Source organism: Algibacter sp. L3A6 (genome assembly GCF_009796825.1).
Lineage (GTDB): Bacteria > Bacteroidota > Bacteroidia > Flavobacteriales > Flavobacteriaceae > Algibacter.
Map to the genome: position 1 here is coordinate 2290433 of NZ_CP047030.1, position 24943 is coordinate 2315375.

At 34.7% G+C, this 24943-nt stretch carries 28 protein-coding genes; 20 read left to right on the forward strand and 8 right to left on the reverse strand.

The window, feature by feature from the left end; all coding sequences use genetic code 11:
* Window positions 1-16: 16 nt before the first annotated feature.
* The 8 genes from rpsU to GQR98_RS09580 all read right to left on the reverse strand — a co-directional run bounded on the left by rpsU (window position 17) and on the right by GQR98_RS09580 (window position 13664).
* Window positions 17-211 carry a 30S ribosomal protein S21 gene (gene rpsU, locus GQR98_RS09545; protein WP_042499099.1) on the reverse strand — a complete coding sequence of 65 codons (195 nt, stop codon included), beginning with the start codon at window positions 209-211 and terminating at the stop codon, window positions 17-19.
* A gap of 37 nt (window positions 212-248) precedes the next feature.
* Window positions 249-1112 (reverse strand): RNA polymerase sigma factor RpoD/SigA, encoded by an 864-nt coding sequence (locus GQR98_RS09550; RefSeq protein ID WP_042499100.1) that lies wholly within the window; start codon window positions 1110-1112, stop codon window positions 249-251.
* 148 nt (window positions 1113-1260) lie between these two features.
* Window positions 1261-2700: a SusD/RagB family nutrient-binding outer membrane lipoprotein gene (locus GQR98_RS09555; RefSeq protein WP_159019311.1), complete on the reverse strand. Its 1440-nt coding sequence runs from the start codon at window positions 2698-2700 to the stop codon at window positions 1261-1263.
* 10 nt (window positions 2701-2710) lie between these two features.
* A complete protein-coding gene (locus GQR98_RS09560; RefSeq protein ID WP_159019312.1) occupies window positions 2711-5956 on the reverse strand; it encodes a SusC/RagA family TonB-linked outer membrane protein in 3246 nt (1081 codons plus the stop codon).
* Between the two features lie 375 nt (window positions 5957-6331).
* Window positions 6332-7060 carry a hypothetical protein gene (locus GQR98_RS09565; RefSeq protein ID WP_159019313.1) on the reverse strand — a complete coding sequence of 243 codons (729 nt, stop codon included), beginning with the start codon at window positions 7058-7060 and terminating at the stop codon, window positions 6332-6334.
* 25 nt (window positions 7061-7085) lie between these two features.
* Window positions 7086-8699, reverse strand: a complete 1614-nt coding sequence (locus tag GQR98_RS09570; protein WP_159019314.1) for a RagB/SusD family nutrient uptake outer membrane protein — start codon at window positions 8697-8699, stop codon at window positions 7086-7088.
* A 25-nt stretch (window positions 8700-8724) separates the two neighbouring features.
* On the reverse strand, window positions 8725-11853 hold the full coding sequence (locus GQR98_RS09575) for a SusC/RagA family TonB-linked outer membrane protein (RefSeq protein ID WP_159019315.1): 3129 nt from the start codon (window positions 11851-11853) through the stop codon (window positions 8725-8727).
* Between the two features lie 116 nt (window positions 11854-11969).
* On the reverse strand, window positions 11970-13664 hold the full coding sequence (locus tag GQR98_RS09580) for a POTRA domain-containing protein (protein ID WP_159019316.1): 1695 nt from the start codon (window positions 13662-13664) through the stop codon (window positions 11970-11972).
* Window positions 13665-13944: 280 nt separating this feature from the next.
* Between GQR98_RS09580 and rpsL the strand changes: the two genes are divergently transcribed.
* The 20 genes from rpsL (at window position 13945) to rplF (ending at window position 24940) form a co-directional block, all read left to right on the forward strand.
* A complete protein-coding gene (rpsL, locus tag GQR98_RS09585) occupies window positions 13945-14319 on the forward strand; it encodes a 30S ribosomal protein S12 (RefSeq protein ID WP_042499114.1) in 375 nt (124 codons plus the stop codon).
* A gap of 21 nt (window positions 14320-14340) precedes the next feature.
* Window positions 14341-14817 (forward strand): 30S ribosomal protein S7, encoded by a 477-nt coding sequence (gene rpsG, locus GQR98_RS09590; protein WP_042499115.1) that lies wholly within the window; start codon window positions 14341-14343, stop codon window positions 14815-14817.
* Between the two features lie 3 nt (window positions 14818-14820).
* Window positions 14821-16947: an elongation factor G gene (fusA, locus tag GQR98_RS09595; protein WP_159019317.1), complete on the forward strand. Its 2127-nt coding sequence runs from the start codon at window positions 14821-14823 to the stop codon at window positions 16945-16947.
* A gap of 12 nt (window positions 16948-16959) precedes the next feature.
* The gene (rpsJ, locus tag GQR98_RS09600; RefSeq protein ID WP_007650482.1) at window positions 16960-17265 is read left to right on the forward strand and encodes a 30S ribosomal protein S10; all 306 of its coding nucleotides are present in this window, start codon (window positions 16960-16962) and stop codon (window positions 17263-17265) included.
* Between the two features lie 389 nt (window positions 17266-17654).
* The gene (gene rplC, locus GQR98_RS09605) at window positions 17655-18272 is read left to right on the forward strand and encodes a 50S ribosomal protein L3 (RefSeq protein ID WP_042499120.1); all 618 of its coding nucleotides are present in this window, start codon (window positions 17655-17657) and stop codon (window positions 18270-18272) included.
* Window positions 18272-18901 (forward strand): 50S ribosomal protein L4, encoded by a 630-nt coding sequence (rplD, locus tag GQR98_RS09610; protein ID WP_159019318.1) that lies wholly within the window; start codon window positions 18272-18274, stop codon window positions 18899-18901. Before rplC ends, rplD begins: the two co-directional genes overlap by 1 nt.
* 5 nt (window positions 18902-18906) lie before the next feature.
* Window positions 18907-19197 (forward strand): 50S ribosomal protein L23, encoded by a 291-nt coding sequence (rplW, locus tag GQR98_RS09615; protein ID WP_042499124.1) that lies wholly within the window; start codon window positions 18907-18909, stop codon window positions 19195-19197.
* 10 nt (window positions 19198-19207) lie between these two features.
* The gene (rplB, locus tag GQR98_RS09620) at window positions 19208-20035 is read left to right on the forward strand and encodes a 50S ribosomal protein L2 (RefSeq protein ID WP_042505216.1); all 828 of its coding nucleotides are present in this window, start codon (window positions 19208-19210) and stop codon (window positions 20033-20035) included.
* A 3-nt stretch (window positions 20036-20038) separates the two neighbouring features.
* Complete coding sequence (gene rpsS, locus GQR98_RS09625; protein WP_042499126.1) at window positions 20039-20317, forward strand: 30S ribosomal protein S19; 279 nt, start codon at window positions 20039-20041, stop codon at window positions 20315-20317.
* Between the two features lie 6 nt (window positions 20318-20323).
* A complete protein-coding gene (rplV, locus tag GQR98_RS09630) occupies window positions 20324-20731 on the forward strand; it encodes a 50S ribosomal protein L22 (protein WP_159019319.1) in 408 nt (135 codons plus the stop codon).
* A 9-nt stretch (window positions 20732-20740) separates the two neighbouring features.
* A complete protein-coding gene (gene rpsC, locus GQR98_RS09635) occupies window positions 20741-21469 on the forward strand; it encodes a 30S ribosomal protein S3 (RefSeq protein ID WP_042499130.1) in 729 nt (242 codons plus the stop codon).
* A 20-nt stretch (window positions 21470-21489) separates the two neighbouring features.
* The gene (gene rplP / locus GQR98_RS09640; protein ID WP_042499131.1) at window positions 21490-21909 is read left to right on the forward strand and encodes a 50S ribosomal protein L16; all 420 of its coding nucleotides are present in this window, start codon (window positions 21490-21492) and stop codon (window positions 21907-21909) included.
* A 13-nt stretch (window positions 21910-21922) separates the two neighbouring features.
* Window positions 21923-22114 carry a 50S ribosomal protein L29 gene (gene rpmC, locus GQR98_RS09645; RefSeq protein ID WP_159019320.1) on the forward strand — a complete coding sequence of 64 codons (192 nt, stop codon included), beginning with the start codon at window positions 21923-21925 and terminating at the stop codon, window positions 22112-22114.
* A gap of 12 nt (window positions 22115-22126) precedes the next feature.
* The gene (rpsQ, locus tag GQR98_RS09650) at window positions 22127-22384 is read left to right on the forward strand and encodes a 30S ribosomal protein S17 (RefSeq protein WP_034043311.1); all 258 of its coding nucleotides are present in this window, start codon (window positions 22127-22129) and stop codon (window positions 22382-22384) included.
* Between the two features lie 2 nt (window positions 22385-22386).
* A complete protein-coding gene (gene rplN, locus GQR98_RS09655) occupies window positions 22387-22755 on the forward strand; it encodes a 50S ribosomal protein L14 (protein WP_042499135.1) in 369 nt (122 codons plus the stop codon).
* A gap of 16 nt (window positions 22756-22771) precedes the next feature.
* Entirely contained in the window at window positions 22772-23083 is a 312-nt protein-coding gene (rplX, locus tag GQR98_RS09660) for a 50S ribosomal protein L24 (RefSeq protein WP_159019321.1), read from the forward strand.
* A gap of 2 nt (window positions 23084-23085) precedes the next feature.
* Window positions 23086-23637 (forward strand): 50S ribosomal protein L5, encoded by a 552-nt coding sequence (gene rplE, locus GQR98_RS09665; protein WP_159019322.1) that lies wholly within the window; start codon window positions 23086-23088, stop codon window positions 23635-23637.
* A 3-nt stretch (window positions 23638-23640) separates the two neighbouring features.
* Window positions 23641-23910, forward strand: coding sequence for a 30S ribosomal protein S14 (rpsN, locus tag GQR98_RS09670; protein ID WP_159019323.1), 270 nt, complete (start codon window positions 23641-23643; stop codon window positions 23908-23910).
* A 70-nt stretch (window positions 23911-23980) separates the two neighbouring features.
* Window positions 23981-24379, forward strand: a complete 399-nt coding sequence (gene rpsH, locus GQR98_RS09675) for a 30S ribosomal protein S8 (protein ID WP_042499143.1) — start codon at window positions 23981-23983, stop codon at window positions 24377-24379.
* An 18-nt stretch (window positions 24380-24397) separates the two neighbouring features.
* Window positions 24398-24940, forward strand: coding sequence for a 50S ribosomal protein L6 (rplF, locus tag GQR98_RS09680; RefSeq protein ID WP_159019324.1), 543 nt, complete (start codon window positions 24398-24400; stop codon window positions 24938-24940).
* The last annotated feature ends 3 nt before the right edge of the window (window positions 24941-24943 follow it).

Consider the following 24943-nt stretch of genomic DNA (forward strand, 5'->3'; position numbering starts at 1 on the left):
TCAAACTAAGCAAAGACTAAATTTCTTCTTGGTCTCTTAAATTTTGAATGTAAGCTGCTTTCTTAACTTGACGACGTCTTTTTACAGATGGTTTAGTAAAAAACTGTCCTTCACGTAAATTTTGCATCACTTTGATGTTACGGTGTTTTCTTTTGTAGCGTTTTAAGGCACGCTCTATATTTTCACCATCTTTTACAATAATCTTTAACATAGATACTCTTTTAATTAATTGATTTTAAGTTTTAGGCTTATCCTAAATACGTTTTTAATACTTTACTTTTTGAGGTTTGTCGTAATCTACGAATACCTTTTTCTTTTATTTGTCTTACACGTTCCCGTGTTAAACCAAAAGAGTCACCAATTTCTTGGAGGCTCATAGGTTGTTTTTTACTAATACCGTAATAATGACGAATAACCTCTGCTTCTTTTTCCGAAAGGGAATTTAAAGCACGGTTAACTTCTATATTCAAAGCGTCCTGCATTAAACCAGAATCTGGTCTAGGCGATTCGCTAGAATTCATTACATCATATAAGTTTGATGTTTCACCTTCTTGAAAAGGAGCATCCATAGAAACATGGCGCCCAGATATTTTCATAGACTGTTTAACATCGGTTAATGAAAGATCTAATTTGCTTGCAATTTCTTGCGCACTTGGTGGTCTTTCATTCTCTTGTTCTAAAAATGAATAGGCTTTATTAATTTTATTAATCGAGCCAATTTTGTTCAAAGGTAATCTAACTATTCGAGATTGTTCAGCTAAAGCTTGAAGAATTGCTTGACGAATCCACCAAACAGCATAAGAAATAAATTTAAACCCTCTGGTTTCGTCAAAGCGTTTTGCCGCTTTCACTAGGCCAGCATTGCCTTCGTTGATTAAATCGGGTAGAGTTAGACCTTGGTTTTGATATTGTTTTGAGACTGAAACTACGAACCTTAAATTAGCGGTTGTGAGTGTATCTAGAGCTTTTTGGTCGCCATTTTTAATTAATTGGGCTAGTTCGACCTCTTCTTCAGCAGTGATTAGTGGTATTTTACTAATGTCTTGAAGATATTTGTCTAGGGATTTTGACTCGCGGTTGGTAACTTGTTTCGTAATTTTTAATTGCCTCATGTAGTGTTTTTAAAGTTATACTAAAGGATAATATAACTAATTTGGCGAGAAAACCTAATAAATGATTATTTATTATTTTTATAAAATAAAAAACCACCTCTCTAGAGGTGGTTTTAATTTTATAAAAATATAATTGAATATAGAGAAATTAATTTCCAACTCCATTTATATCCCAAAATACTCTTGATGATTTTTCATCGCCACCCATTGCAGCACTTGCAGCGGCATAATTATCAGGATTAAGATCTTGATCATCGTTTCCGTACGTATAACGTCTAGGTACTGCTTCTAGAGAAATTGGAGGACGTGTGAATGTATTAGGGTAGTCTAATAACCTCCATGTTGTCCATGCTTCGAAACCTCTTCCGTATAAAGCAATGTATTTTTGGTTACCAATAACTTCTTTCCATGTACTACCTGCAGTTGTATAAGCAACTGAAGGTTGTGCCAAATAAGTGTCAGCATCGGCTTGAGATCCACCCCAGTAAGTAATTGAGGCTGAAATAGCTTCGTTATAGTAAGTTTCAGCATCTCCACTAATTAAACCTCTTTCAACAGCTTCAGCCAATAAGAACTGGACTTCATCATAACTTAAAAGAACACCTTCTAAATTTGGTTCGTGGAAGGCATCTCCGATATGAGTATAGTCAGTATAGGCACTACCTACACCATATGGTGCACCAATATACGAATCTTTGTTATCAGCAAAAAATACAGATGCTCTTGGATCGTTTAAAGGGTTTACTAAATCTACAAATGTATCAGCAACTAAATAATCATTACGACCAGATTCAACTAAATCTACCCATATACCATTTGTATTTGGACTAGTAGATTCAAAAGGAAAAGCGAAATTGTCATCATTAGAAGTAAAAACACCTGCGGCAACGGCTGCAGAGGCAGCTGTTGTTGATCTCGCTGAATCATAATCTGCTGTATGAACCGCCATTCTTAATTTTAAAGAATTCCCAAATTTTTTCCAGTTAGCAGTTGATCCTTCGTATATAAGGTCAGCTGATCCAAATGAAGCTGCGCTAGCATTTAAATTAGCTAATGCAACATCTAATCTATTAAATAAATCGTCATAGATATCTTCATCATTATCATATACAGGTGTAACGTTCTCAACTCCCATAAGAGCTTCTGAGTAAGGAACATCTCCGTAGGTATCAACTAATACCGTCCATGTGTAAATCTCCATAAGTTCAAGAACTCCTAACTCTGCAGATTTTGTACTGGCGTCTAGAAATTCATCTGCATTAACTAAATCTTTTGCAGCATGTAAATCAATTAGTACATCTCTGTACATATATAAGAAGAAAGTTCCTCCAATATCTCTACCACTAATATCGTAATTTACTTCATCAGTATATTGAGTTTCTGTCCATTGTTGAGCAAAAAACTTAAAAATGTTGTAATTAACGTTTGGACTCGACATTCTGTAAAATAAATCTCGTTGAGTACTTGTCAGCAAATATGATGCAGGTACTTCGCTCGGATTTTTATCATCGACATTCCATCCTTCAAAATCTTCACATGAAGTAAATGAAATACCTATCAATGAGGCTATTAAAAATATTTTTTTCATCTTTTTTTTTTTAAAATTGTAGTTTAACACTAAATCCATAATCCTTTGTTGTTGGGTATACACCAGACTGGTAACCTTGTACATTACCAGAACTTAAACCAGCTTCTGGGTCTGAGTATGGAGTGCTTTTATCAATAATCCATAAGTTTCTACCAATTGCAGAGAAAGTAACAGATTCAAAAAATGCATTTTCTAACATTTCAGATGGTAAAGAGTATGATAAAGAAAGCTCTCTTAATTTTACATATCCAGCGTCATATACATGTAAAGCATTAGGAGCTCTAGTGTAACCTAATGCATTTGCAAAGTTACTCATGTCCGTTCTAACAGTATTAGCAGTTCCATCCGAAGTTGGGTTTCCGTCTCCATCAGTACCTGTTTGAACAACACCTGGTAAAATAATTCCTCCACTAGTGTTATCAGTTGTAAGTGCATCCCTTACTGGGTTTCCTAATTCATTAGTACCAGCTGTTTCTGGGTATAAACCAGTAGCCATACCGTACCAAGTATCTAAAGAGAAAACATTACCTCCTTTTTTTATGTCAATTAAGAAACTTAAACTTAGGTTTTTGTAAGTGAAACTATTGTTAATTCCACCTTTCCAATCTGGTTGGAAAGATCCTAAGTTTTCATCAGACCCATCACTTACTAAGTATCTACCATTAGTAGCATCGATAATTCTGCTTCCATTATCATCATAAACAAAATCTGTACCTCTAATCATTCCATAAGTTTCTCCTACAGTTGCGTTAATAGATACACCACCTTGTAAACTAGCTAATTGAAGATTCTTTAAGCCAAGAGGAAGAGATATTACTTTACTTTCGTTTTTACCCCAGTTTAAGTCTACTCTCCATTCAAAATTATCTGTTTTTATTGGAGAACCATATAAAGATAATTCTACACCTCTGTTTTGTAATTCACCAGCATTTAACCATTGTGCGGTATATCCTATTGCAGATGTAACCGATATAGGTGTAAGTAAATCAGAAGAGTTTTTTTCGTAAATAGAGAAATCAAAACCTAAACGTTTTTTAGCAAACATCATTTCTAAACCAATCTCCTTTTCAATAGATTCCTCATTTTTTAAATTAGAGTTATTGTTTGTTGAAGGTAAAGAAGCTGAAGCTTGTCCTCCTACTGATGTGTTTAAAGAGTATGTGTTGTATAAGGATAGCGGTGAAGCAGCATTACCTGTCTTTGCATATCCTAATCTTAATTTTCCTAAGTTGATAAAATCAGATTCAATAACTTCTGAAAATAAGAAACTTCCAGATAATCCGTAATAATCATATTTATTATCATTCGTAGGTAAAGTAGAAGCAACATCAACTCTGTAAGACCCTTCTAAGAATAGTAAGTCTTTGTATCCTAAAGATACATTTGCGAAATAACCATCAACGCCAGAGGTGTACTCGTATTGAGTTGGAGCTTCGAGAGAGTTAACACTATTAGATAAAGCCCAAAGACCGTCAATATTAATCCCGCCATTAGTTGAAGCATCAATATAAGAGTAATGGTTTCTTTGGATATTTGTTCCAAGGATAGCTTTTAAATTTAAATCGTCACTAAGGTCTTTATCAAAATGAAATTGTAAATCGTAAGTGTTTTGCGTGTAAGATTCATTAAAAATACTGTAAGATGATGGTGAGCTTGTACTACCATTATTTATACGCTCTTCTTGGTTACCTGAGTAGGTGTCTAAAGAAGCTCTACCAAATACACTTAAATAATCAGTAATTTGATAGTTTAAGTTTACATTACCTATAACACGATTTCTTACATCAGTTTCGTAGTTGTTGTCACGCATCCAATATACGTTATCATGATAGATAGCACTAAGGTCTTCGTCAATGTAACTCGTATTCCAAGTTACGTTTTCTCCAGTTGCTAAATAAGCAGCTTTCTGATCTTCTAAATCTACATTCGTTTGCCACCATTGTCTAGCGGTTTGCATAAAGTTTTGAGAATCGTAACCTGTACCGTAACGTCCTTTTCCAGATGTTTTATTGTAAGATACACTTGATGATGCCGTTAATTTATCTGTTAGATTATAAGAAGCAGAAAAATCAACATTGTCCCTTTTAATCTGACTGTTTGGCATGATACCTTCGATATCAGCTTTTGAGTAACCAAATTTAAAATTACCTTTATCATTACCACCGTCTAAGAATACACTATTGAATATTGTTGTTCCTGTTTCAAAAACAGAAGATGGGTCGTTAGCACCAGCGACCCATGGAGTTGCTTCTCCGTAGCCTTCTAAGCCTGGGTAGAAAGAATCCCATTGGTGTACTAATGTGTTTGGGTCAAAAGCAGCTCCATATGAGCCATCCCAATCAGCTAATGTATAATTTTCACCGTTCTTTGTGTAGAATTCATCGTGATAAACACCAATCCAGTATCCTGCACCATATTCGTCTTGATAACTCGCAAAAGTATCTTTGTTATACTTGTTAAAGGTTATAGATGAATTTACTGTTACACCTATAACTCCTTCTGTGTCTCTACCTTTTTTAGTAGTGATTACAACAACACCATTAGCGGCTTGAGAACCATAAAGAGCTGTTGCAGCTCCACCTTTAAGTATGTTGATTGATTCAATGTTGTCTGGATTTATATCCGCAGCAGCATTACCATAATCATAACCAGCTTGACCTGATCTTTGTCCAGATGAATTGGTGTTTTTATTACTAATTGGTACTCCATCAACAACAAATAATGCTTGGTTAGATCCATATAAAGAAGAGTAACCACGGATTACAACGTTAGTTGAACCTCCCATTGTTCCACTGCTTGATACATCTATACCGGCAACTTTACCTGATAAAGAATTAGCGAAGTTTACATCTTTGACAGCGCTTACTGCATCTCCTTTTACTTCTTGAGAAGCATAACCCAAAGATTTTTTCTCTCTTTTAATTCCTAAAGCTGTGACTACAACTTCATCTAGAGTTGCTGCGTCTTCAGCTAAAGTAATGTTAATAGTATTACTTGTTCCAATTGTGATTTCTTTTGTTGTGTATCCAACAAAACTAAAAACAAGAGTTCCTCCTGAGTTAGCTTTAATAGCATATTTACCATCGAAATCTGTTGATGTACCTGTAGAGGTACCTTTTACTAAGACAGTTGCTCCAGGTAAAGGTAGGCCAGAACCGTCCGATACTACTCCTGAAATTGTCTTTTCTTGTGCAAACGTTAGTTGCACAACAAACGCTAATAATAGCGTTAGCATTCCACTAAACTTTGTTTTCATTTTGTATTTATTTGAATTAGTCAATGTCAAAAATCACAATAAAAAGTTAATAAAACAATAAATAACCGTTAAAATTTACTTTTTAACTGATAGTTTTAAGGATATTTAGGTTTTAAGGTCGAAAACTGTAGTTGTGGTTGTTTGAATCTTAGAATTTGATAGGTTAAACCTCTGATTCTTTAATTAAGTAACTTTTATTTAGCTTCTGCGCGGCAGGTTTAAGTGTTGTTTTTATCGATTCTGTACTTATAATCTGTTGTATTCATTAGGATATTTAATTTAAAAACAAAAAGCCTGAACAATTTATTGTTCAGGCTTTAGTATATAATCATCGTTTGGCTGTTGTAGCCAATGTATTACTTGGTCAGATTGGTATTATTTAGTATCAAATTCTGTAGATTCACTAGCTCCGAAATCACCTCCACCTGAAGCTTTAGTTTCTCCGTCTATAGTTAATGTGTAAGTACCATTTGCAGGGTAACTTAAACCATCTCCGTAGCTATCAGTAAAAGTAAAAGTGTAGTCTCTACCAGAACATAATGATATCGTTTCAGAAGCTGAAGCTTGTCCTTGAGTATAAGGGCCTCCACTAATAACCTCTTCATCTAAACTATCGGTGATAACCCATCCTGATTCATCTCCGTAACCATCAAAAACGATGTCGAGGGTAGCTATTGTTTCTGTGCAGTTTTGGATATATTGTACTTCAGTTGATTCGCCTAAAGCATAGTTAAGGTTTTCAGGATCAAAATTAAGAACGAGTTTATTAACACCTATACCTAAATCTAAATCCGACAGACTTAAAGTAAGTACTCCGGTATTAGTACCACTAGGAATTGTTACAGATGTAGGAACACTGTATGAGCCAGCAGCAGCGTTTGAACTTTCGTCGACAATGATGTCAAACGAAGTATCAGCGCTTACTGTTCGGGAAGTGTATACGGTAACATCTAGTGTTGTACTGCCATCTACATCTACAGCTGTAGAATAAACTGTGTCACCAAAAGTTACATAGTTAAGAGATGATTCAAATTGCTCATCTTCACAATTTTGAAAGAGTATACATGTTATCGCTAAAAAAAAGATATTTGCTATTTTTTTCATGTTTATGTTTTTATATAATTAATATCTAGTTTTGGTCAGCTTCTGTAATGTTTGGATTTGCATCAATTTCCGATTGAGGAATCTTAAAAATCCATTCATCGTTTAAAGAAGGTTTCTCAACGATAAACCCGTCTTGGTATAATACCTCTGATGCACCAGAATTCGTTTGGTCTAGACCTTCATCCCATCTAATTTGATCATGATAGCTAAATCCTTCACCCCATAATTCAACGCGTCTTTGCCATTTAATTTCGTCCATAAGGGCAGCTTGCGTTGTAAATGCTGTTTTATCAAAAGCACTATCTCTAGCAGACCCTAAAATCTCTAAAGCATCTTGTGCACCAGTAATATCTGGAATCATTGCTTTAGCTTCAGCTTCAATAAGCACCATTTCTGCCGAACGCATGTAAATAACATCATCCGGATCAATACCACCAGGGTTTTTCTGTTTGAACTTTACATTCATGTATGGGTGTGTGTTGTGTCCACTAGTAGCTCCATATTCTTCTATTATTGCAGCTTTAGCAGCGTCAAAATCTGCTTGATTATCGTAGTTAGGGTCTGTTTCGTAGCTTCCTCCTAGATCGTTTGAAGCAGCAGGGTTAGAGTTTGGTGCTAGTGGTAACCATGCTTGGTTTCTGTAATCTGTATCAGGTATTCTGTCATACAACTCTTTGCTAATTATCTTAGGGTTACTTCTGTTTTGACTACCATTAAAAGCGAATGCGACATAGTAAAAATACGACGAGAAGTAATTCGTTTCTGTGTCGATAACATATCCACCCCAAATAACTTCGGATAAGTCGTTAGTGTTGAATCCAGAAAGCCAATCGGTTTCATCTAGTAAAGGGTATCCTTCTCTTGCAAGTGCTGCATAAGTAGCTGCGTTAGCCCAGTCGCCTTTAGATAGAGCAACTCGTGCTCTAATACCATAAGCTGCATTGATTGATATATGAGATTTGTTTTCTGGAGCGCTAGCTTTTCCTAAGTAGTTAATCGCTGAAGCAATGTCTTTTTCTATTTGAGTATATACTTCTTCTACTGTTCCTCGAGGTGCACTAGTGTAAGGTGCACCTGATTCAAGGATTAATGGTACTCCGGGATCTGTTGATGGATCTCCAATTATATAACCTTTAGAGAATGTTGTTACCAATCTCCAATAAGCCCATGCTCTGTAAGCGTAAGCTTGGCCTAAAACATTATTTAGGTCTTCAGTTTCAGAGAAACCTTCTGCTGCAGATGTGTTAATTATCGAACTTACCACATTTATAAAGTGGTAACGTTGAAACCAGAAGTTAAAATTAGTTGTTGAAGCAGAATTAGTATGGCTAGTCCATTTTAAATCGGCAGTCATCCAGCCGTTACCTGGAGAAGAGTGAATAATGTTTCCTCCTATAGCATCTAGTGAAGGGATAAAGTGACTTTCGCCCGTTCTACTTGTTGTAGCCCCTTCTAAAAGGTTTTGAGCATACATCATTCTATGTAGACCATTAATAACAAGTGCCATGCTTGATTCACTAGAAAGCGCGGTTGCTTCTGCTATTGCGTCTGTTGGAACATTTTCTAGATATTCTTCTGAACAAGAAACAAAAATTACCATTGACAAAGCAAATAGTAATATGATTTTTTTATGTATCATTTTATATTGTTTTAATTTTTTTTATTTAAAAAGTAACATTAACACCAACTGAGATCACTCTACTAGGGTTATAATCATTACCTGATGGTGTTCCGGCAAGATTGTATTGTGGGTTTAAACCGTTTCTCTTTGTGAAAAATACAAGGTTTTCTCCAGATAAGAATAACCTTAATTTATCTACACCAATTTGTTCAGCAACATCACGATCTAAGTTATAAGCTATACTTGCATTTTTTATTGCTAAATATGAAGCATCTGTTAACCATCTAGATGATAAAGCTGGTGATAAATCGGTATTTCCATTTTCTAATCTAGGAACATCTGTAATATCTCCTGGGTTTTTCCATGCATTAAGAGCATCTGGGTGTAGCGAAGAACCGTAATCACCTTCGTGCATCATGTCTGCGTAACCATAATCTATATAATCACCACCAATTTGGTAAGTAAGAAGAAAATTTAGGTCTAAGTTTTTATATTTAAAACTATTTGTAACCGATCCTATGATATCTGGAATAGCAGAAGCTCCAACATACGCTTTTCCTGCATCTTGAAAATCGTTAGTCGTTGCATGTGTTCCGTTTGCATTTAATACCGCAACACCTACTTCATCTCCAACTTCTTCATACATATAGAAAAGTGCATCACCATTACTAGGGTCTACACCTGCGTAATCGTATAAGTAAAAATCATATCTTGAACGTCCAACTTCCCAACGTTTAGATCCGTCAATAAAAGGAGAAGGTAAGAAAGAAATTTCGTTCTTAAGAGTAGATGCTTGAATTCCTAAGTCCCAAGAAAAATTATCAGACTTAATTATTTGTCCGTTTAGCCCAAGCTCAAAACCTTGGTTAAATAAATCACCAACATTGTTAGGCGCTTCTATTTGGCCTTCTGAAGCAGGAATAGGAACGTTGTAAAGTATATCTGAGGTGGTTTTTTTATAAAATTCGAATGTTCCAGTTAAGCGGTTGTTGAATAAGCCAAATTCTAGGGCAATATCAAAACTTTCTGATGTTTCCCATTGTAAGTCGGCATTACCAGTTGTATCCCAACTTAATCCAGGTGTTCCTGCGTTAGAGTATATGGCGTAAAGAGGTTGCGATATGTAGAAACTACCTAGTTGGTCATTACCTACTTCACCATAAGACCCTCTTAATTTTAAATTATTAATAAAAGAAACATCATTCATGAAGTTTTCTTGGCTAATTCTCCAAGAACCTCCAATAGAATAAAATGTTCCCCATTTGTTGTTTGTAAAAACAGACGATCCATCTCTTCTTGCGGATGCACTTAAGTAGTAGCGATCGTCAAAGTTATAGTTTAACCTTCCTAAGAAACCTTCAAGATTGTAATCTGTACTGCTTCCATCTGCCGATAATACTGTAGAGAAGTTGTCTAACTCATAAATACCAGATATTGTTTCAGTACTTTTAAAAGCACTATTTGATGAAAAATTTCTACTATAACTTTCGTGACCTACTGTTAAGTCAAAGTTGTGTTGACCTAATGCTTTTTTGTAAGTAATTAACTGGTTAAAGTTTTCTACAGTTCTTGTAAATCTTGTATCTTCAAGTCTTGCGGTTGGAGCACCATCACCTACAATAGCGTTTTCATAACTTTGGTTAACACTATCTTGAATATCTTGGCCGTATAAAATATTTACAGTTAAGCCTTCAATTATCGTGAAGTCTGTATTATATCTAAAGCCATATTTGTTTCTTTTTGTAAGCTCATTATTTAAAATAGCTTCTTCTAAAGCGTTTCGTCCAACGTTAGTTGGTCTAGAAAGAATGCCTAAAGAAGAATCACTTTCACCTCTATCCCACCTAATAGCTCCGGTTTCATCGTAAAGATATTGACCTGTTGTTGGGTCTAATAAGTAAGGAGAATAAATAGATCCCATATTTTTAGCAAAAGCAAAAACATTTGCGATAGATGTATCTCTAGAAGGAGATCCTGTTGTTGATTCACCTGTAAAATAAGCGCTACCACCCATAGATAACCAATTGTTTACGTCAAAAGTCCCGTTTAATCTTGCTGTTGTTCTTTTGTAAGAACTTTCAATAACATATCCCTGTTCATCTAAATTAGAAACAGAAAAGAAGACAGAGTGGTCATCTCCTCCTCCAGAAACATTAATAGAGTGACTTTGTCTTGTTCCTGTTCTTTCAAGAGCATCATACCAATCTAAATCTTGAGCGATAAGTTGAGCATTTGGATTTAGTATTCCATCTGTACCAATTATTTGGTCGTTAGCTACGTTGAAAGGATTTCTTCCTAGGCGATTGAAAATTGATGAAGATGCTTCTGCAGCAGCTGCATCACCTCCACCTAATGAATTTTTATAAGATTGCCACATTAGCTCGTAGTAATCACCAGGACCTACAGCGTCATACTCATCGATAGCTTTAGTTATTGTTCCAAACTGGCTTGAAGCACTTACTTTAACACCGCTAGATTTTTTGCCGCTTTTAGTAGTAATAATTACAACACCATTAGCTGCTCTAGAACCATAAAGAGAAGTAGAAGCTGCATCTTTAAGTACAGTTAAAGACTCTATATCATCTTGATTTAAAGTATTTAAACCACCTTGGAAAGAAACACCATCTACTATATATAGAGGGTCTGTGCTTCCGTTTAGCGTACCAACACCTCTAATAACAATGCTCGGTGAGGAACCTGGTTGTCCAGATGCAGCAATAAACTGTACACCTGTAGCGTTACCTTCAATGGCCGCTATTGGAGAGGTTAAAGGTCGGTCTTGTAAAGCTTCTGCTTTAATTACACTGGCAGAACCTGTAAAAGCTTCTTTTGTTGTTGTACCAAAGGCAACAACAACAACTTCCTCTAAAGCAGAAGCATCTTCGCTTAGTTTAACGTTAATTGAATTTGAAGCTGAAACTATGGATTCATTAGTTTTGTAACCAACAAAGCTAAATATAAGAGTTGCCCCTTCATTTGCTTTGATTGAGTATTTCCCGTCGAAATCTGTTGAAGTACCTGTAGAGGTTCCTTTTACTAAGACGGTTGCTCCAGGTAAAGGTAATCCAGAACTATCTGAAACTGTACCTGAAATTGTTTTTTGTTGAGCAAAGGATATTTGCACAACAAACGCTAACAATAGCGTTAGCATTCCACCAAACTTTGTTTTCATTTTGTAAATTTTTGAGTTAGTCAATGTCAAAAATCTTAATAAAAAGTTAATAAAACAACAAATAATCATTAAAAATTGCTTTTTGATTGTTATTTTAAACTGAATTTTTGAATTTTTTAAAAATTTGTAGTTAAACTTATATGAATCTTAGAATTCGATAGCTTAAATTTCTGATTCTGCAATTTGCCATTTGCGTAGTTGAATTTAAAAATACCAGCTTTAGTCAAAATTCCGAATCCGAACCCGTATCCAAACAATTTTTCTTTAGTTTTTAAAATTTTATTTTCAAAATAAGCGGCATCCGTTATAGAGTGAATGTAAATGGAATTGCTAATTTGATATCTGTATTCTGTGTTGAATAGACCGTATAGAGATGCATAAAGGCTGTTTTCTTCAAAACCTCTTATAGAGTTTATGCCGCCAAACCTAGAGAGTTCATTTTCTAGATAATCGTCTGAAGATAGAAAAGAACCGTTTATACGAGTGTAAATGCTATTATTCGGATTTAAATTGAAGATTTTTGAGGCATCAAAATATAGTTGAGTTTGTTTTCTTGATGAATTAGTTTGCTCTCGGTTCCCAAAATTTGTTTCGAAATATAAATTACTATTTATAGGGAAGAGTAAATTATACGATTGTGGTTTTAAATACTCGTAAGCTATAGTGTAATAAGATGTTTTGTAATCTGTGATGCTCGATGTGTTGTCTGTAGATAGTAAATTGTTAGATTCTAAATTTGTTATGCCTGTATAAATTTTATGTTTAGAGTTTATTTGATAATGTAGTTTTATAGATTGATCTACGGTTGTAAAAGAAGAGTCGCGCTTAAAAATTTGTAATTCAAAATTTAAACCAATAGGTGTTTTAAATAGATAAGGCAGTGTGGCGGTGATGTTGAATGTTTTTTGATCATTTTCATCACTTTTATAAAGTAACCGAAACGATTCTCCAAAGTTTAAGTTATTGGTTAAATTTAAATTTAAATATCCGTCGAACTCAATATTATTCGTTTCTTCATTGGTTCCGAAACCTAGAAAACCATCAAAATTATTGCTTTGCGATTTTTCTAGATATAGATAAAGTGATGTTGAATCTTTCGAGAACAAAACTTCTGGTGATTTTATTTGGCTAGCAAAACGTAAATCATTGAGTTGTTCTGTTTTGTTTTTTATTGTTGTAATATCAAAAGCTTGGTTTTTCTTTATTTTTAAATAGTGCTTTAAATAGGAGCGAGGGAACTTTTCGTAACCTTTAATAATTATTTCGTTAACTAATCGTTTTTCTTTTGGAGAGTTAATGTTTAAATTGGCTTTCAAATAAGTTTCATTTTCGATTGAAATGTTGTCGAGACGTAATTTTGAGAAAGGAAAGCCATCTTCTGTTATTTTCGCATTGATAAATTTTAATGCATTTTCTGTTTGTTCAAAAGGTAATTCAAAGTAGTTTTCAAAAACTTTAGTTGAAATTTGATTTAAGATGTTTTTGTCAATTAATTGATTGTTGTAATAGACGTGAACTGTTTTGTATTTTGTTCCTAAATTTATCGTAGTAGAAAAAAGAGAGTCGTTTATTTTTGAAACTTCAGAAGTTTCATGTTCAATGTATCCTTTCTTAAAAAGGCTGTTTTGAATAAATTCCACTTCCGATTTAATCGAAAAAAAATCTTTATGTGTTTTTAAATAGTTTAGTGAATCTATAATTTTTGTTTCGATCTCATTACTTCCGTTTATTTCTAAAACTAAAGTTTGACAAAATACTTCCGTAGAAAAGAATAAATATATTAATATGAAGATAAAGAGTGTTTTTTGCAAAATGTAGTTTCTATTTAAAATCTTATTTTTAGTCGGATTTTGTGTTAGTTTAACTTTTTAATTCTGAGCGTTTTTAGAATTTTTCATTCGATTTTCTCTTTTGTATGTAGCGTTCTATTCTTTATGTAAATCTAACGGAAAAAGTGTAAAATTAATATCCAGAAGCGTTCTTTTTTCTAAAACTCTTAAAAATTAACGAATTACGATTTGAATAATTAATTTTAATTACTACATTTGCACCCCTCTAAGAAGAGGATTAACAAAAATTATATAGAAATATATGCCAACAATTTCACAATTAGTACGAAAAGGAAGAGCCAAAATAACCAAGAAGAGTAAATCGGCTGCTTTAAATTCGTGTCCACAAAGACGTGGTGTGTGTACTCGTGTTTACACAACGACACCTAAAAAACCTAACTCAGCAATGCGTAAGGTAGCAAGGGTTCGTTTAACAAACGGTAACGAGGTTAATGCATACATCGGTGGTGAAGGACACAATTTACAAGAGCACTCGATAGTATTGGTTAGAGGTGGAAGGGTAAAAGATTTGCCAGGAGTTAGATATCACATCGTTCGTGGTGCCTTAGACACAGCAGGTGTTGCAGGTAGAACACAACGTAGATCTAAGTATGGTGCAAAACGCCCTAAGAAGTAATTAAAACTTTAAGAAGAAGACATGAGAAAAAGAGCAGCGAAAAAAAGACCGCTTTTACCAGACCCTAAGTTTAACGACCAGTTAGTAACTCGTTTCGTTAATATGATGATGTGGGATGGAAAAAAGTCGGTAGCTTTTAAAGTATTTTACGATGCAATTGCAATTGTAGAAGAAAAGAAAACAGACGAAGAAAAAACAGCTTTAGAAATCTGGAAAGATGCCTTATCTAACGTTATGCCTCACGTAGAAGTACGTAGTCGTCGTGTTGGTGGAGCAACATTCCAAATTCCAATGCAAATTCGTCCAGACCGTAAAGTATCTACGGCTATGAAATGGCTAATTAGCTATTCAAGAAAAAGAAATGAAAAATCTATGGCTTTACGTTTGGCATCAGAGGTTTTAGCAGCAGCTAAAGAAGAAGGGTCAGCAGTTAAGAAAAGAGTAGATACTCACAAAATGGCAGAGGCAAACAAAGCATTCTCTCACTTTAGATTCTAAGACATGGCAAGAGATTTAAAATTAACAAGAAATATAGGTATTGCTGCACACATTGATGCAGGAAAAACTACAACTACAGAACGTATACTTTATTATACAGGAGTTTCTCATAAAATTGGTGAAGTACATGATGGTGCTGCAACAATGGACTGGATGGAGCAAGAGCAAGAACGTGGTATCACAATTACGTCTGCAGCAACAACTTGTGAGTGGAAATTTCCAATAGAAAATGGTGAGCCAACTGCAGATGCAATGGATTATCACTTCAATATTATTGATACTCCTGGTCACGTAGATTTTACTGTAGAGGTAAATAGATCTTTACGTGTATTAGATGGTTTAGTATTCTTATTTAGTGCAGTTGATGGTGTTGAACCACAATCTGAAACTAACTGGAGGCTTGCAGACAACTATAAAGTGCCAAGAATTGGTTTCGTTAATAAAATGGACCGTCAAGGATCTGACTTTTTAGGTGTTTGCCAACAAGTAAAAGATATGTTAAAATCTAACGCGGTGCCAATCGTTTTAAACATTGGTGACGAAGATGATTTTAAAGGTATTATAGATTTAGTAAAAAACCGTGCTATTGTATGGCATGATGAAACTCAAGGAGCAACTTTTGATGTTATTGAGATTCCTGAAGATTTAAAAGAAGAAGCTCGTAAATACCGTGCACTACTTATTGAAGAAGTTGCTGGTTATGATGAGAACTTATTAGAGAAATTCATGGAAGATGAAGATTCTATTACAGAAGATGAAGTGCATGCTGCGCTTAGAGCTGCTGTAATGGATATGGCTATCATTCCAATGATTTGTGGATCTGCTTTTAAAAATAAAGGTGTACAGTTCTTATTAGATGCAGTTTGTCGTTACTTACCTTCTCCAATGGATAAGGAAGGTATTAGAGGAATGAATCCTGATACTGAAAAAGAAGAATTACGTAAGCCAAGTGTAGACGAGCCTTTCGCTGCATTAGCATTTAAAATTGCTACCGATCCTTTCGTAGGTCGTTTAGCATTCTTTAGAGCGTATTCTGGTCGTTTAGATGCTGGTTCTTATGTGTTAAATAACCGTTCTGGTAAAAAAGAACGTATTTCACGTATCTACCAAATGCATGCTAACAAGCAAAATGCAATTGACTTTATTGAAGCTGGTGATATTGGAGCTGCTGTTGGATTTAAATCTATCAAAACAGGAGATACACTTTCAGATCAAGCGCATCCAATTGTTTTAGAATCTATGGATTTTCCTGATCCCGTAATTGGTATCGCAGTGGAGCCTAAAACTAAAGCAGATGTAGATAAATTAGGTATGGGCTTAGCTAAATTAGCTGAAGAAGATCCTACATTTACTGTACGTTCAGACGAAGCTTCAGGACAGACTATTATTTCTGGAATGGGTGAATTACACTTAGATGTAATTGTAGATCGTTTACGTCGTGAATTTAAAGTTGAAGTAAACCAAGGTCAACCACAAGTTGAATATAAAGAGGCTATTACTGCTTCTGCAGATCATAGAGAAGTTTATAAGAAACAATCTGGTGGTCGTGGTAAATTTGCTGATATCGTATTTACGGTTGAACCAGCTGATGAAGGCGTAGTAGGTCTTCAGTTTGAGTCTGTAATTAAAGGTGGTAACGTTCCTAAGGAATTTATCCCTTCAATTGAAAAAGGATTTAAAATGGCAATGGTTAATGGACCTTTAGCAGGTTACGAAATAGATGCTATGAAAGTAACATTGAAAGATGGATCTTACCACGATGTGGATTCGGATCAACTTTCTTTCGAATTAGCAGCTAAATTAGGGTTTAAAAACTGTGCTAAAGCGGCTAAAGCTGTAATCATGGAGCCAATCATGAAACTTGAGGTTATTACTCCTGAAGAAAACATGGGTGACATTGTTGGAGATTTAAACAGAAGACGTGGTCAAATGAGTGATATGGGTGATAGAGCTGGTGCAAAAACTGTAAAAGCTACTGTTCCTTTATCAGAAATGTTTGGTTATGTTACTACTTTAAGAACATTATCTTCTGGTAGAGCAACGTCAACAATGGAATTTTCACACTATGCTGAAACACCTTCTAACATATCTGAAGAAGTGATTAAGGCAGCTAAAGGAGAACAATCTTAAAAAGTTAAGAAAATGAGTCAAAAAATTAGAATTAAATTAAAGTCTTACGATCATAACTTAGTAGATAAGTCTGCTGATAAGATTGTAAAAACCGTAAAAAGTACAGGTGCTGTTGTAACTGGTCCAATTCCATTACCAACACACAAGAAAATTTTCACTGTTTTACGTTCACCTCACGTTAACAAGAAGTCTAGAGAACAATTTCAATTAAGCTCTTACAAGAGATTATTAGATATTTACTCTTCATCTTCTAAAACCATTGATGCTTTAATGAAATTAGAGTTACCAAGTGGTGTTGAAGTAGAGATTAAAGTATAATTCGATTACAAGTTTAGACTTGTATAGATAAATATTAAAGGCATCAGGATAATTTTTTATCCTGATGTTTTTTTTTGAAATCTAAAATTAGCATTGATTTCATGAGGTTTTACGACGTTTTATTGGAATGATTGAAATATTCGATTTTGGACCAAAATGTATTAATTATATGGTTATTACGTTTTTATACAGAATTAATTGAAAATCATTTTTTTAAACCGAAATAAAACTCTACATTTGCATGCTCAAAATATGGAGTTTTGCTTCATATTTACATGTCCCACCAATGCGGTTGCGGGAAAAACGGTAAAAATACACTTCAAGGCTGAAACGTATTTTCAGCCTTGAATGTTTTTAATAAATAGTAAATCATTAATAAATAATTAAATATGTCTGGGTTAATTGGAAAGAAAATCGGTATGACCAGCATCTTCGATGAAAACGGGAAAAATATTCCTTGTACAGTAATCGAAGCTGGACCATGTATCGTTACCCAAGTCAGAACTGAAGAGGTTGACGGCTATGAAGCTATTCAACTTGGTTTCGATGACGCGACAGAAAAAAGCGCTACTAAAGCTGACTTAGGTCATGCTAAAAAAGCGGGTACTTCTGTAAAACGCAAAATCGTTGAATTCAAAAGTTTTGATTCGGAGTACAAATTAGGTGATGCAATCACTGTTGATCATTTCGCTGAAGGCGAATTTGTTGACGTAGCTGGTACATCAAAAGGTAAAGGATTTCAAGGTGTTGTAAAACGTCATGGTTTCGGTGGTGTAGGTCAAGCTACTCACGGTCAACATAACCGTTTAAGAGCGCCAGGATCTATTGGAGCTGCATCTTACCCTGCTCGTGTTTTTAAAGGCATGAAAATGGCAGGTAGAATGGGTGGAGACACAGTTAAAGTTCAAAATTTAAAAGTTTTAAAAGTAGTTGCTGAAAAGAATCTACTTGTGGTTAAAGGATGTGTTCCTGGCCATAAAAACTCTTATGTAATTATTAGAAAATAATGAAAGTAGCAGTTTTAGATATAAACGGAAAAGACACAGGTAGAAAGGCAGACCTTTCTGGCGATGTGTTTGCTATTGAGCCTAATAATCACGCAGTATACTTGGATGTTAAACAATATTTAGCAAACCAACGTCAAGGAACTCATAAGGCTAAAGAAAGAGCTGAGATTTCTGGATCTACTCGTAAGATTAAAAAGCAAAAAGGTACTGGTACAGCTCGTGCAGGTTCTATTAAGTCTGGTGTATTCAAAGGTGGTGGTCGTATGTTCGGTCCAAGACCAAGAAACTACAGCTTTAAACTTAATAAAAACCTTAAAAGACTAGCTCGTAAATCAGCACTAAGTATTAAAGCAGGAGAGAAATCAATTGTAGTTTTAGAAGACTTTAATTTTGAGTCACCAAAAACTAAAAATTTCACAGCTGTTTTAAAAGCTCTTGATTTAGAGAACAAAAAGTCACTGTTTGTATTGGGTGAGGCTAATAAAAACGTATATTTGTCTTCTCGTAATTTAAAAGGCTCTGAAGTAATAACTTCTTCAGAAATAAGTACTTATAAAATACTAAATGCAAATCAAGTGATTCTTTTAGAAGGCGCTTTAGAAGGAATTCAAACAAACTTAAGTAAATAGAAACAATGAGTATCTTAATTAAACCTATAATCACAGAAAAGGCGACAGCTAATAGCGAGTTGAGAAACTGCTATACGTTCTCAGTGAAGACTAAGGCGAACAAGGTAGAAATCAAAAAAGCGGTTGAAGCTGCTTATGGTGTTTCTGTTGAAAAAGTTCGTACTATAAATGTCCGTCCAGATCGTAGTACCAAGTTTACTAAAACTGGTATTCAACATGGTAAAACAAATGCAGTTAAAAAAGCAATTGTACAACTGGCGGAAGGTGAAATGATTGATTTATACAGTAACATGTAATTAAAGACAAATGTCAGTAAGAAAATTAAAACCAATCACCCCAGGACAGCGATTTAGAGTAGTAAATGGATATGATGCCATTACTACTGATAAGCCGGAAAAGAGTTTACTCGTTCCGAACAAAAGATCTGGTGGTAGAAACAGTGAAGGAAAAATGACTATGCGCTACATTGGTGGTGGTCATAAAAGAAAGTATCGTATTATCGATTTTAAAAGAGACAAAGCTGGGATTCCTGGTGAAGTTGCTTCAATTCAATACGATCCAAACAGAACAGCTTTTATTGCATTATTGAACTATCAAGATGGCGAGAAGAGATATATTATTGCACAAAATGGACTTCAGGTTGGGCAAAATGTAGTATCTGGTAAAGAAGGTATCGCTCCAGAAATTGGAAATGCAATGCCATTAAGTGAAATTCCATTAGGAACTATAATTTCTTGTTTAGAGTTACGTCCTGGTCAAGGTGCTGTTATGGCGCGTAGTGCAGGAGCTTTTGCTCAATTAATGGCAAGAGATGGTAAATTTGCTACGGTGAAATTACCTTCTGGTGAAACAAGGTTAATTCTTGTAAACTGTATGGCAACTATCGGTGTTGTATCTAATTCTGATCACCAATTATTAGTAGGTGGTAAAGCAGGTAGAACTAGATGGTTAGGTAGAAGACCACGTACTAGACCAGTAGTAATGAATCCAGTCGATCACCCAATGGGTGGTGGTGAAGGTAAATCTTCAGGTGGACATCCTCGTTCTAGAAATGGTATACCAGCTAAAGGTTACAGAACTCGTTCTAAGACTAAAGCAAGTAATAAATATATTGTAGAACGTAGAAAGAAATAAGACATGGCAAGATCACTAAAAAAAGGACCTTACGTTCATTATAAGTTAGAAAAGAAAGTAGCTGTTAATGTTGAGTCTAACAAGAAAACTGTTATCAAAACTTGGTCTAGAGCAAGTATGATAACTCCAGATTTCGTTGGACAAACTATCGCAGTACACAATGGCCGTCAATTTGTTCCAGTATACGTTACTGAAAACATGGTAGGTCATAAATTAGGAGAATTTTCACCAACGCGTTCATTCCGTGGACATGCAGGTGCTAAAAATAAAGGTAAAAAGTAGTAAGCTATGGGAAGTCGTAAAAAACAAATGGCAGACGCTATTAAGGAAGCAAAAAAACACGTTGCTTTTGCTAAACTTAATAACTGTCCTACATCACCGAGAAAAATGCGCTTAGTAGCCGATTTAGTAAGAGGCGAAAAGGTAGAACATGCACTTAATATTTTAAGATTCAACCAAAAGGAAGCTTCTGGACGTTTAGAGAAATTGTTACTGTCTGCAATTGCAAACTGGCAAGCTAAAAACGAAGAAGCTAATTTAGAAGAGGCTGAATTGATTGTAAAGGAAATAACTGTTGACAGCGGATCTATGTTAAAAAGATTACGTCCAGCACCTCAAGGTCGTGCACACAGAATTAGAAAACGTTCAAACCACGTAACAATCGTTGTTGGAGCAAAAAATAACACACAAAGCTAAGATAGAAGTATGGGACAAAAAACAAATCCAATCGGAAATCGCTTAGGTATTATCAGAGGATGGGAATCTAACTGGTACGGAGGTAATGATTATGGAGATAAGCTTGCCGAAGACGATAAAATTAGAAAATACGTTCACGCGCGTTTATCTAAAGCTAGTGTTAGTAGAGTAATTATCGAAAGAACTCTTAAGCTTGTAACCGTTACTATCACAACGGCTCGCCCAGGTATCATCATTGGTAAAGGCGGTCAAGAGGTAGACAAGTTAAAAGAAGAACTTAAGAAAATTACTGAAAAAGAAGTTCAGATCAATATTTTTGAGATCAAAAGACCTGAACTTGATGCATTTTTAGTAGGATCAAGTATCGCTCGTCAAATTGAAAATAGAATTTCATACAGACGTGCAATTAAGATGGCTATTGCTGCTACTATGCGTATGAATGCTGAAGGGATTAAAATCCAGATTAGTGGTCGTTTAAACGGGGCAGAGATGGCACGTTCAGAACACTACAAAGAAGGACGTATTCCTTTATCAACCTTTAGAGCCGATATTGATTATGCTTTAGTTGAGGCACACACTACTTATGGTAGATTGGGTGTAAAAGTATGGATCATGAAAGGTGAAGTATATGGTAAAAGAGAACTTTCTCCGCTTGTTGGATTATCTAAGAAGCAAGGAAAAGGTGGAGCCGGAGGACGTGGCGGAAACAGAGACAACAAACCTCGTCGTAGAAAGTAATTTTTTATAAATAAAGAAAAATGTTACAGCCTAAAAGAACAAAATTTCGTAAGCAACAAAAGGGACGTATGAAAGGTAATGCCGGAAGAGGGCACCAACTTTCAAGTGGAACTTTTGGAATAAAATCGTTAGACTCGAATTTTTTAACATCACGTCAAATTGAAGCAGCACGTATCGCAGCTACACGTTACATGAAAAGAGAAGGGCAACTTTGGATAAAGATATTTCCAGACAAGCCTATTACAAAGAAACCTCTTGAAGTACGTATGGGTAAAGGTAAAGGTGCCGTTGAATATTGGGTAGCTGTTGTTAAGCCAGGAAGAGTATTATTTGAAATAGGTGGAGTGCCTTTAGACGTTGCAAAAGAAGCATTACGTTTAGCAGCACAGAAACTACCTGTAAAAACTAAGTTTTTAATCGCTAGAGATTACGAAGCATAATTTATTTGATATTATGAAACAATCAGAAATTAAAGAATTATCTGTAGCTGAGTTACAAGAGAAACTTGGTGAAACAAAAAAGAGTTATTCAGACCTAAAATTGGCTCATGCAATATCTCCTTTAGAAAATCCAATTCAATTACGTTCTATAAGAAGAGCTGTAGCTAGAATTGCGACCGAATTAACTAAAAGAGAATTACAATAATTCTGCTGAAAGATGGAAACAAGAAATTTAAGAAAAGAACGTATAGGAGTTGTTACTAGTAACAAAATGCAAAAATCAATAGTTGTTGCAGAAGTTAAAAAAGTAAAACATCCTATGTATGGAAAATTCGTATTAAAAACGAAAAAGTACGTAGCACACGACGAAACAAACGACTGTAATATTGGTGATAAAGTAAAGATCATGGAAACAAGACCTTTATCTAAATCTAAATGTTGGAGATTAGTAGAAATCCTAGAAAGAGCTAAATAATTATGTTACAACAAGAATCAAGATTAAAAGTAGCAGATAACACCGGAGCAAAAGAAGTTTTAGTTATCCGTGTTTTAGGAGGAACTAAAAGGAGATATGCTTCTGTAGGAGATAAAATAGTTGTTTCTGTTAAAGATGCAACTCCTAATGGAAACATTAAGAAAAAAGCAGTTTCTACGGCAGTTGTTGTGCGTACAAAGAAGGAAGTAAGAAGACCAGACGGATCTTATATAAGATTTGATGATAACGCTTGTGTTTTATTAAACCCAACGGGTGAGATGAGAGGAACACGTGTTTTTGGTCCTGTTGCTAGAGAGCTTCGTGATAAATCATTCATGAAGATTGTATCATTAGCACCAGAGGTGCTTTAATACAGAAAATATTAAGATGGGAAAGCTTAAAATAAAAACTGGAGATACTGTAAGAGTAAATGCTGGAGATCACAAAGGATCTGAAGGTGTTATTCAAAAAGTATTAATAGAAAAGAACAAAGCGATTGTTGAGGGTGTAAACATGGTTAAGAAACATACTAAACCAAGTGCACAAAATCCTCAAGGAGGAATCGTAGAAAAAGAAGCAGCTATTCATATTTCTAACTTATCTTTGCTAACTTCGAAAGGAGAAGCAACGAGAGTTGGTTACAGAGTAGAAGGCGATAAAAAAGTAAGATTTTCATTAAAATCTAATGAAGTAATATAGTTATGGCATATTCACCAAGACTTAAAGAAGAGTATAAAAGCAAAGTAATTGCAGCTCTTACAGACGAATTTGGATATAAAAATGTAATGCAAGTTCCTAAACTGACTAAGATAGTAATATCTAAAGGTGTAGGTGCTGCTGTTGCAGATAAGAAACTAATCGACTACGCAGTAGAAGAGTTAGGTACTATATCCGGACAAAAAGCTATTTCGACATTATCTAAAAAAGATGTTGCAACGTTCAAATTACGTAAAGGTATGCCAATTGGGGCAAAAGTTACTTTACGTGGAGAGCGTATGTACGAGTTTTTAGATCGTTTAGTTACTTCTGCACTTCCACGTGTTAGAGATTTCAACGGAATTAAAGCTACAGGATTTGATGGACGTGGTAATTACAATTTAGGAATTACTGAACAAATTATTTTTCCAGAGATAAATATTGATAAAGTTAATAAAATCTCGGGAATGGATATTACATTTGTAACGACTGCCGAAACTGATAAAGAAGCAAAATCATTATTAACCGAATTAGGATTACCTTTTCAAAAGAACTAAGATATGGCTAAAGAATCAATGAAAGCCCGTGAGGTAAAAAGATCAAAGACAGTAGCAAAGTATGCTGAGAAACGTAAGGCTTTAAAAGAAGCTGGAGATTACCAAGCATTACAAAAGTTACCTAAAAATGCATCTCCTATTCGTCAACATAATAGATGTAAATTAACAGGTAGACCAAAAGGATACATGAGAACTTTTGGTTTATCACGTGTAACATTTAGAGAGATGGCCAATCAAGGTCTTATCCCAGGTGTAAGAAAAGCTAGTTGGTAATATTATTTAAATAATCGGATTTAAGGTTCAACACCAACGTTGAAAACCAAAATCACAAAATCAATTCATTATGTACTCAGATCCAATTGCGGATTATTTGACAAGAATTAGAAACGCGGTACGTGCTAACCACAGAGTGGTAGAGATTCCAGCATCTAATTTAAAAAAAGACATCACTAAAATATTATTCGAACAAGGATATATTTTAAGTTACAAGTTTGATGACTCTTCAGTACAAGGTTCTATTAAAATAGCACTTAAGTACAACAAAGAGACAAAAGAGCCAGTAATCAAAAAACTTCAACGTATTAGTACTCCTGGTTTACGTAAGTATGCTAGTTCTAATGATATGCCTAGAATCTTAAATGGACTTGGTGTTGCTATTGTTTCTACTTCTCACGGAGTAATGACAGGTAAACAAGCCAAAAGAGATAATGTAGGTGGCGAAGTATTATGTTACGTTCACTAATTTTTAAACCAGAAAGAAATGTCAAGAATAGGAAATAATCCAGTAGCCATTCCAGAAGGTGTAACAGTTGACGTTAAAGATAACGTAGTAACTGTAAAAGGGAAATTAGGTGAATTAACACAAAATTACGATTCTGTCGAAATTAAGGTAGAAGATGGTAATGTGATGGTAGCACGTTCTTCAGATTCTAAAGATCAAAAAGCCAAACATGGTTTATATAGATCTTTAATGAATAACATGGTAGAAGGTGTATCTAAAGGTTGGACTAAAGAATTAGAATTAGTTGGTGTAGGTTACAGAGCATCAAACCAAGGACAAAAATTAGACTTAGCTTTAGGATTTTCTCATAATATTGTTTTAAACATTGCTGAAGAAGTAAAAGTTGAAACAGTTTCAGAAAAAGGGAAAAACCCAATTATAAAATTAACATCATTCGATAAACAATTAGTTGGTCAAGTAGCTGCTAAGATACGCGGATTCAGACCACCAGAGCCTTATAAAGGAAAAGGTGTGAAGTTTGTTGGTGAAGTATTAAGAAGAAAAGCTGGTAAATCAGCATAATAA

Bases quoted from the DNA above. Each gene is read 5' to 3' on its own strand.
- rpsU (WP_042499099.1), bottom strand. From the start codon at position 211: ATGTTAAAGATTATTGTAAAAGATGGTGAAAATATAGAGCGTGCCTTA.
- GQR98_RS09550 (WP_042499100.1), bottom strand. From the start codon at position 1,112: ATGAGGCAATTAAAAATTACGAAACAAGTTACCAACCGCGAGTCAAAA.
- GQR98_RS09555 (WP_159019311.1), bottom strand. From the start codon at position 2,700: ATGAAAAAAATATTTTTAATAGCCTCATTGATAGGTATTTCATTTACT.
- GQR98_RS09560 (WP_159019312.1), bottom strand. From the start codon at position 5,956: ATGAAAACAAAGTTTAGTGGAATGCTAACGCTATTATTAGCGTTTGTT.
- GQR98_RS09565 (WP_159019313.1), bottom strand. From the start codon at position 7,060: ATGAAAAAAATAGCAAATATCTTTTTTTTAGCGATAACATGTATACTC.
- GQR98_RS09570 (WP_159019314.1), bottom strand. From the start codon at position 8,699: ATGATACATAAAAAAATCATATTACTATTTGCTTTGTCAATGGTAATT.
- GQR98_RS09575 (WP_159019315.1), bottom strand. From the start codon at position 11,853: ATGAAAACAAAGTTTGGTGGAATGCTAACGCTATTGTTAGCGTTTGTT.
- rpsL (WP_042499114.1), top strand. From the start codon at position 13,945: ATGCCAACAATTTCACAATTAGTACGAAAAGGAAGAGCCAAAATAACC.
- rpsG (WP_042499115.1), top strand. From the start codon at position 14,341: ATGAGAAAAAGAGCAGCGAAAAAAAGACCGCTTTTACCAGACCCTAAG.
- fusA (WP_159019317.1), top strand. From the start codon at position 14,821: ATGGCAAGAGATTTAAAATTAACAAGAAATATAGGTATTGCTGCACAC.
- rpsJ (WP_007650482.1), top strand. From the start codon at position 16,960: ATGAGTCAAAAAATTAGAATTAAATTAAAGTCTTACGATCATAACTTA.
- rplC (WP_042499120.1), top strand. From the start codon at position 17,655: ATGTCTGGGTTAATTGGAAAGAAAATCGGTATGACCAGCATCTTCGAT.
- rplD (WP_159019318.1), top strand. From the start codon at position 18,272: ATGAAAGTAGCAGTTTTAGATATAAACGGAAAAGACACAGGTAGAAAG.
- rplW (WP_042499124.1), top strand. From the start codon at position 18,907: ATGAGTATCTTAATTAAACCTATAATCACAGAAAAGGCGACAGCTAAT.
- rplB (WP_042505216.1), top strand. From the start codon at position 19,208: ATGTCAGTAAGAAAATTAAAACCAATCACCCCAGGACAGCGATTTAGA.
- rpsS (WP_042499126.1), top strand. From the start codon at position 20,039: ATGGCAAGATCACTAAAAAAAGGACCTTACGTTCATTATAAGTTAGAA.
- rplV (WP_159019319.1), top strand. From the start codon at position 20,324: ATGGGAAGTCGTAAAAAACAAATGGCAGACGCTATTAAGGAAGCAAAA.
- rpsC (WP_042499130.1), top strand. From the start codon at position 20,741: ATGGGACAAAAAACAAATCCAATCGGAAATCGCTTAGGTATTATCAGA.
- rplP (WP_042499131.1), top strand. From the start codon at position 21,490: ATGTTACAGCCTAAAAGAACAAAATTTCGTAAGCAACAAAAGGGACGT.
- rpmC (WP_159019320.1), top strand. From the start codon at position 21,923: ATGAAACAATCAGAAATTAAAGAATTATCTGTAGCTGAGTTACAAGAG.
- rpsQ (WP_034043311.1), top strand. From the start codon at position 22,127: ATGGAAACAAGAAATTTAAGAAAAGAACGTATAGGAGTTGTTACTAGT.
- rplN (WP_042499135.1), top strand. From the start codon at position 22,387: ATGTTACAACAAGAATCAAGATTAAAAGTAGCAGATAACACCGGAGCA.
- rplX (WP_159019321.1), top strand. From the start codon at position 22,772: ATGGGAAAGCTTAAAATAAAAACTGGAGATACTGTAAGAGTAAATGCT.
- rplE (WP_159019322.1), top strand. From the start codon at position 23,086: ATGGCATATTCACCAAGACTTAAAGAAGAGTATAAAAGCAAAGTAATT.
- rpsN (WP_159019323.1), top strand. From the start codon at position 23,641: ATGGCTAAAGAATCAATGAAAGCCCGTGAGGTAAAAAGATCAAAGACA.
- rpsH (WP_042499143.1), top strand. From the start codon at position 23,981: ATGTACTCAGATCCAATTGCGGATTATTTGACAAGAATTAGAAACGCG.
- rplF (WP_159019324.1), top strand. From the start codon at position 24,398: ATGTCAAGAATAGGAAATAATCCAGTAGCCATTCCAGAAGGTGTAACA.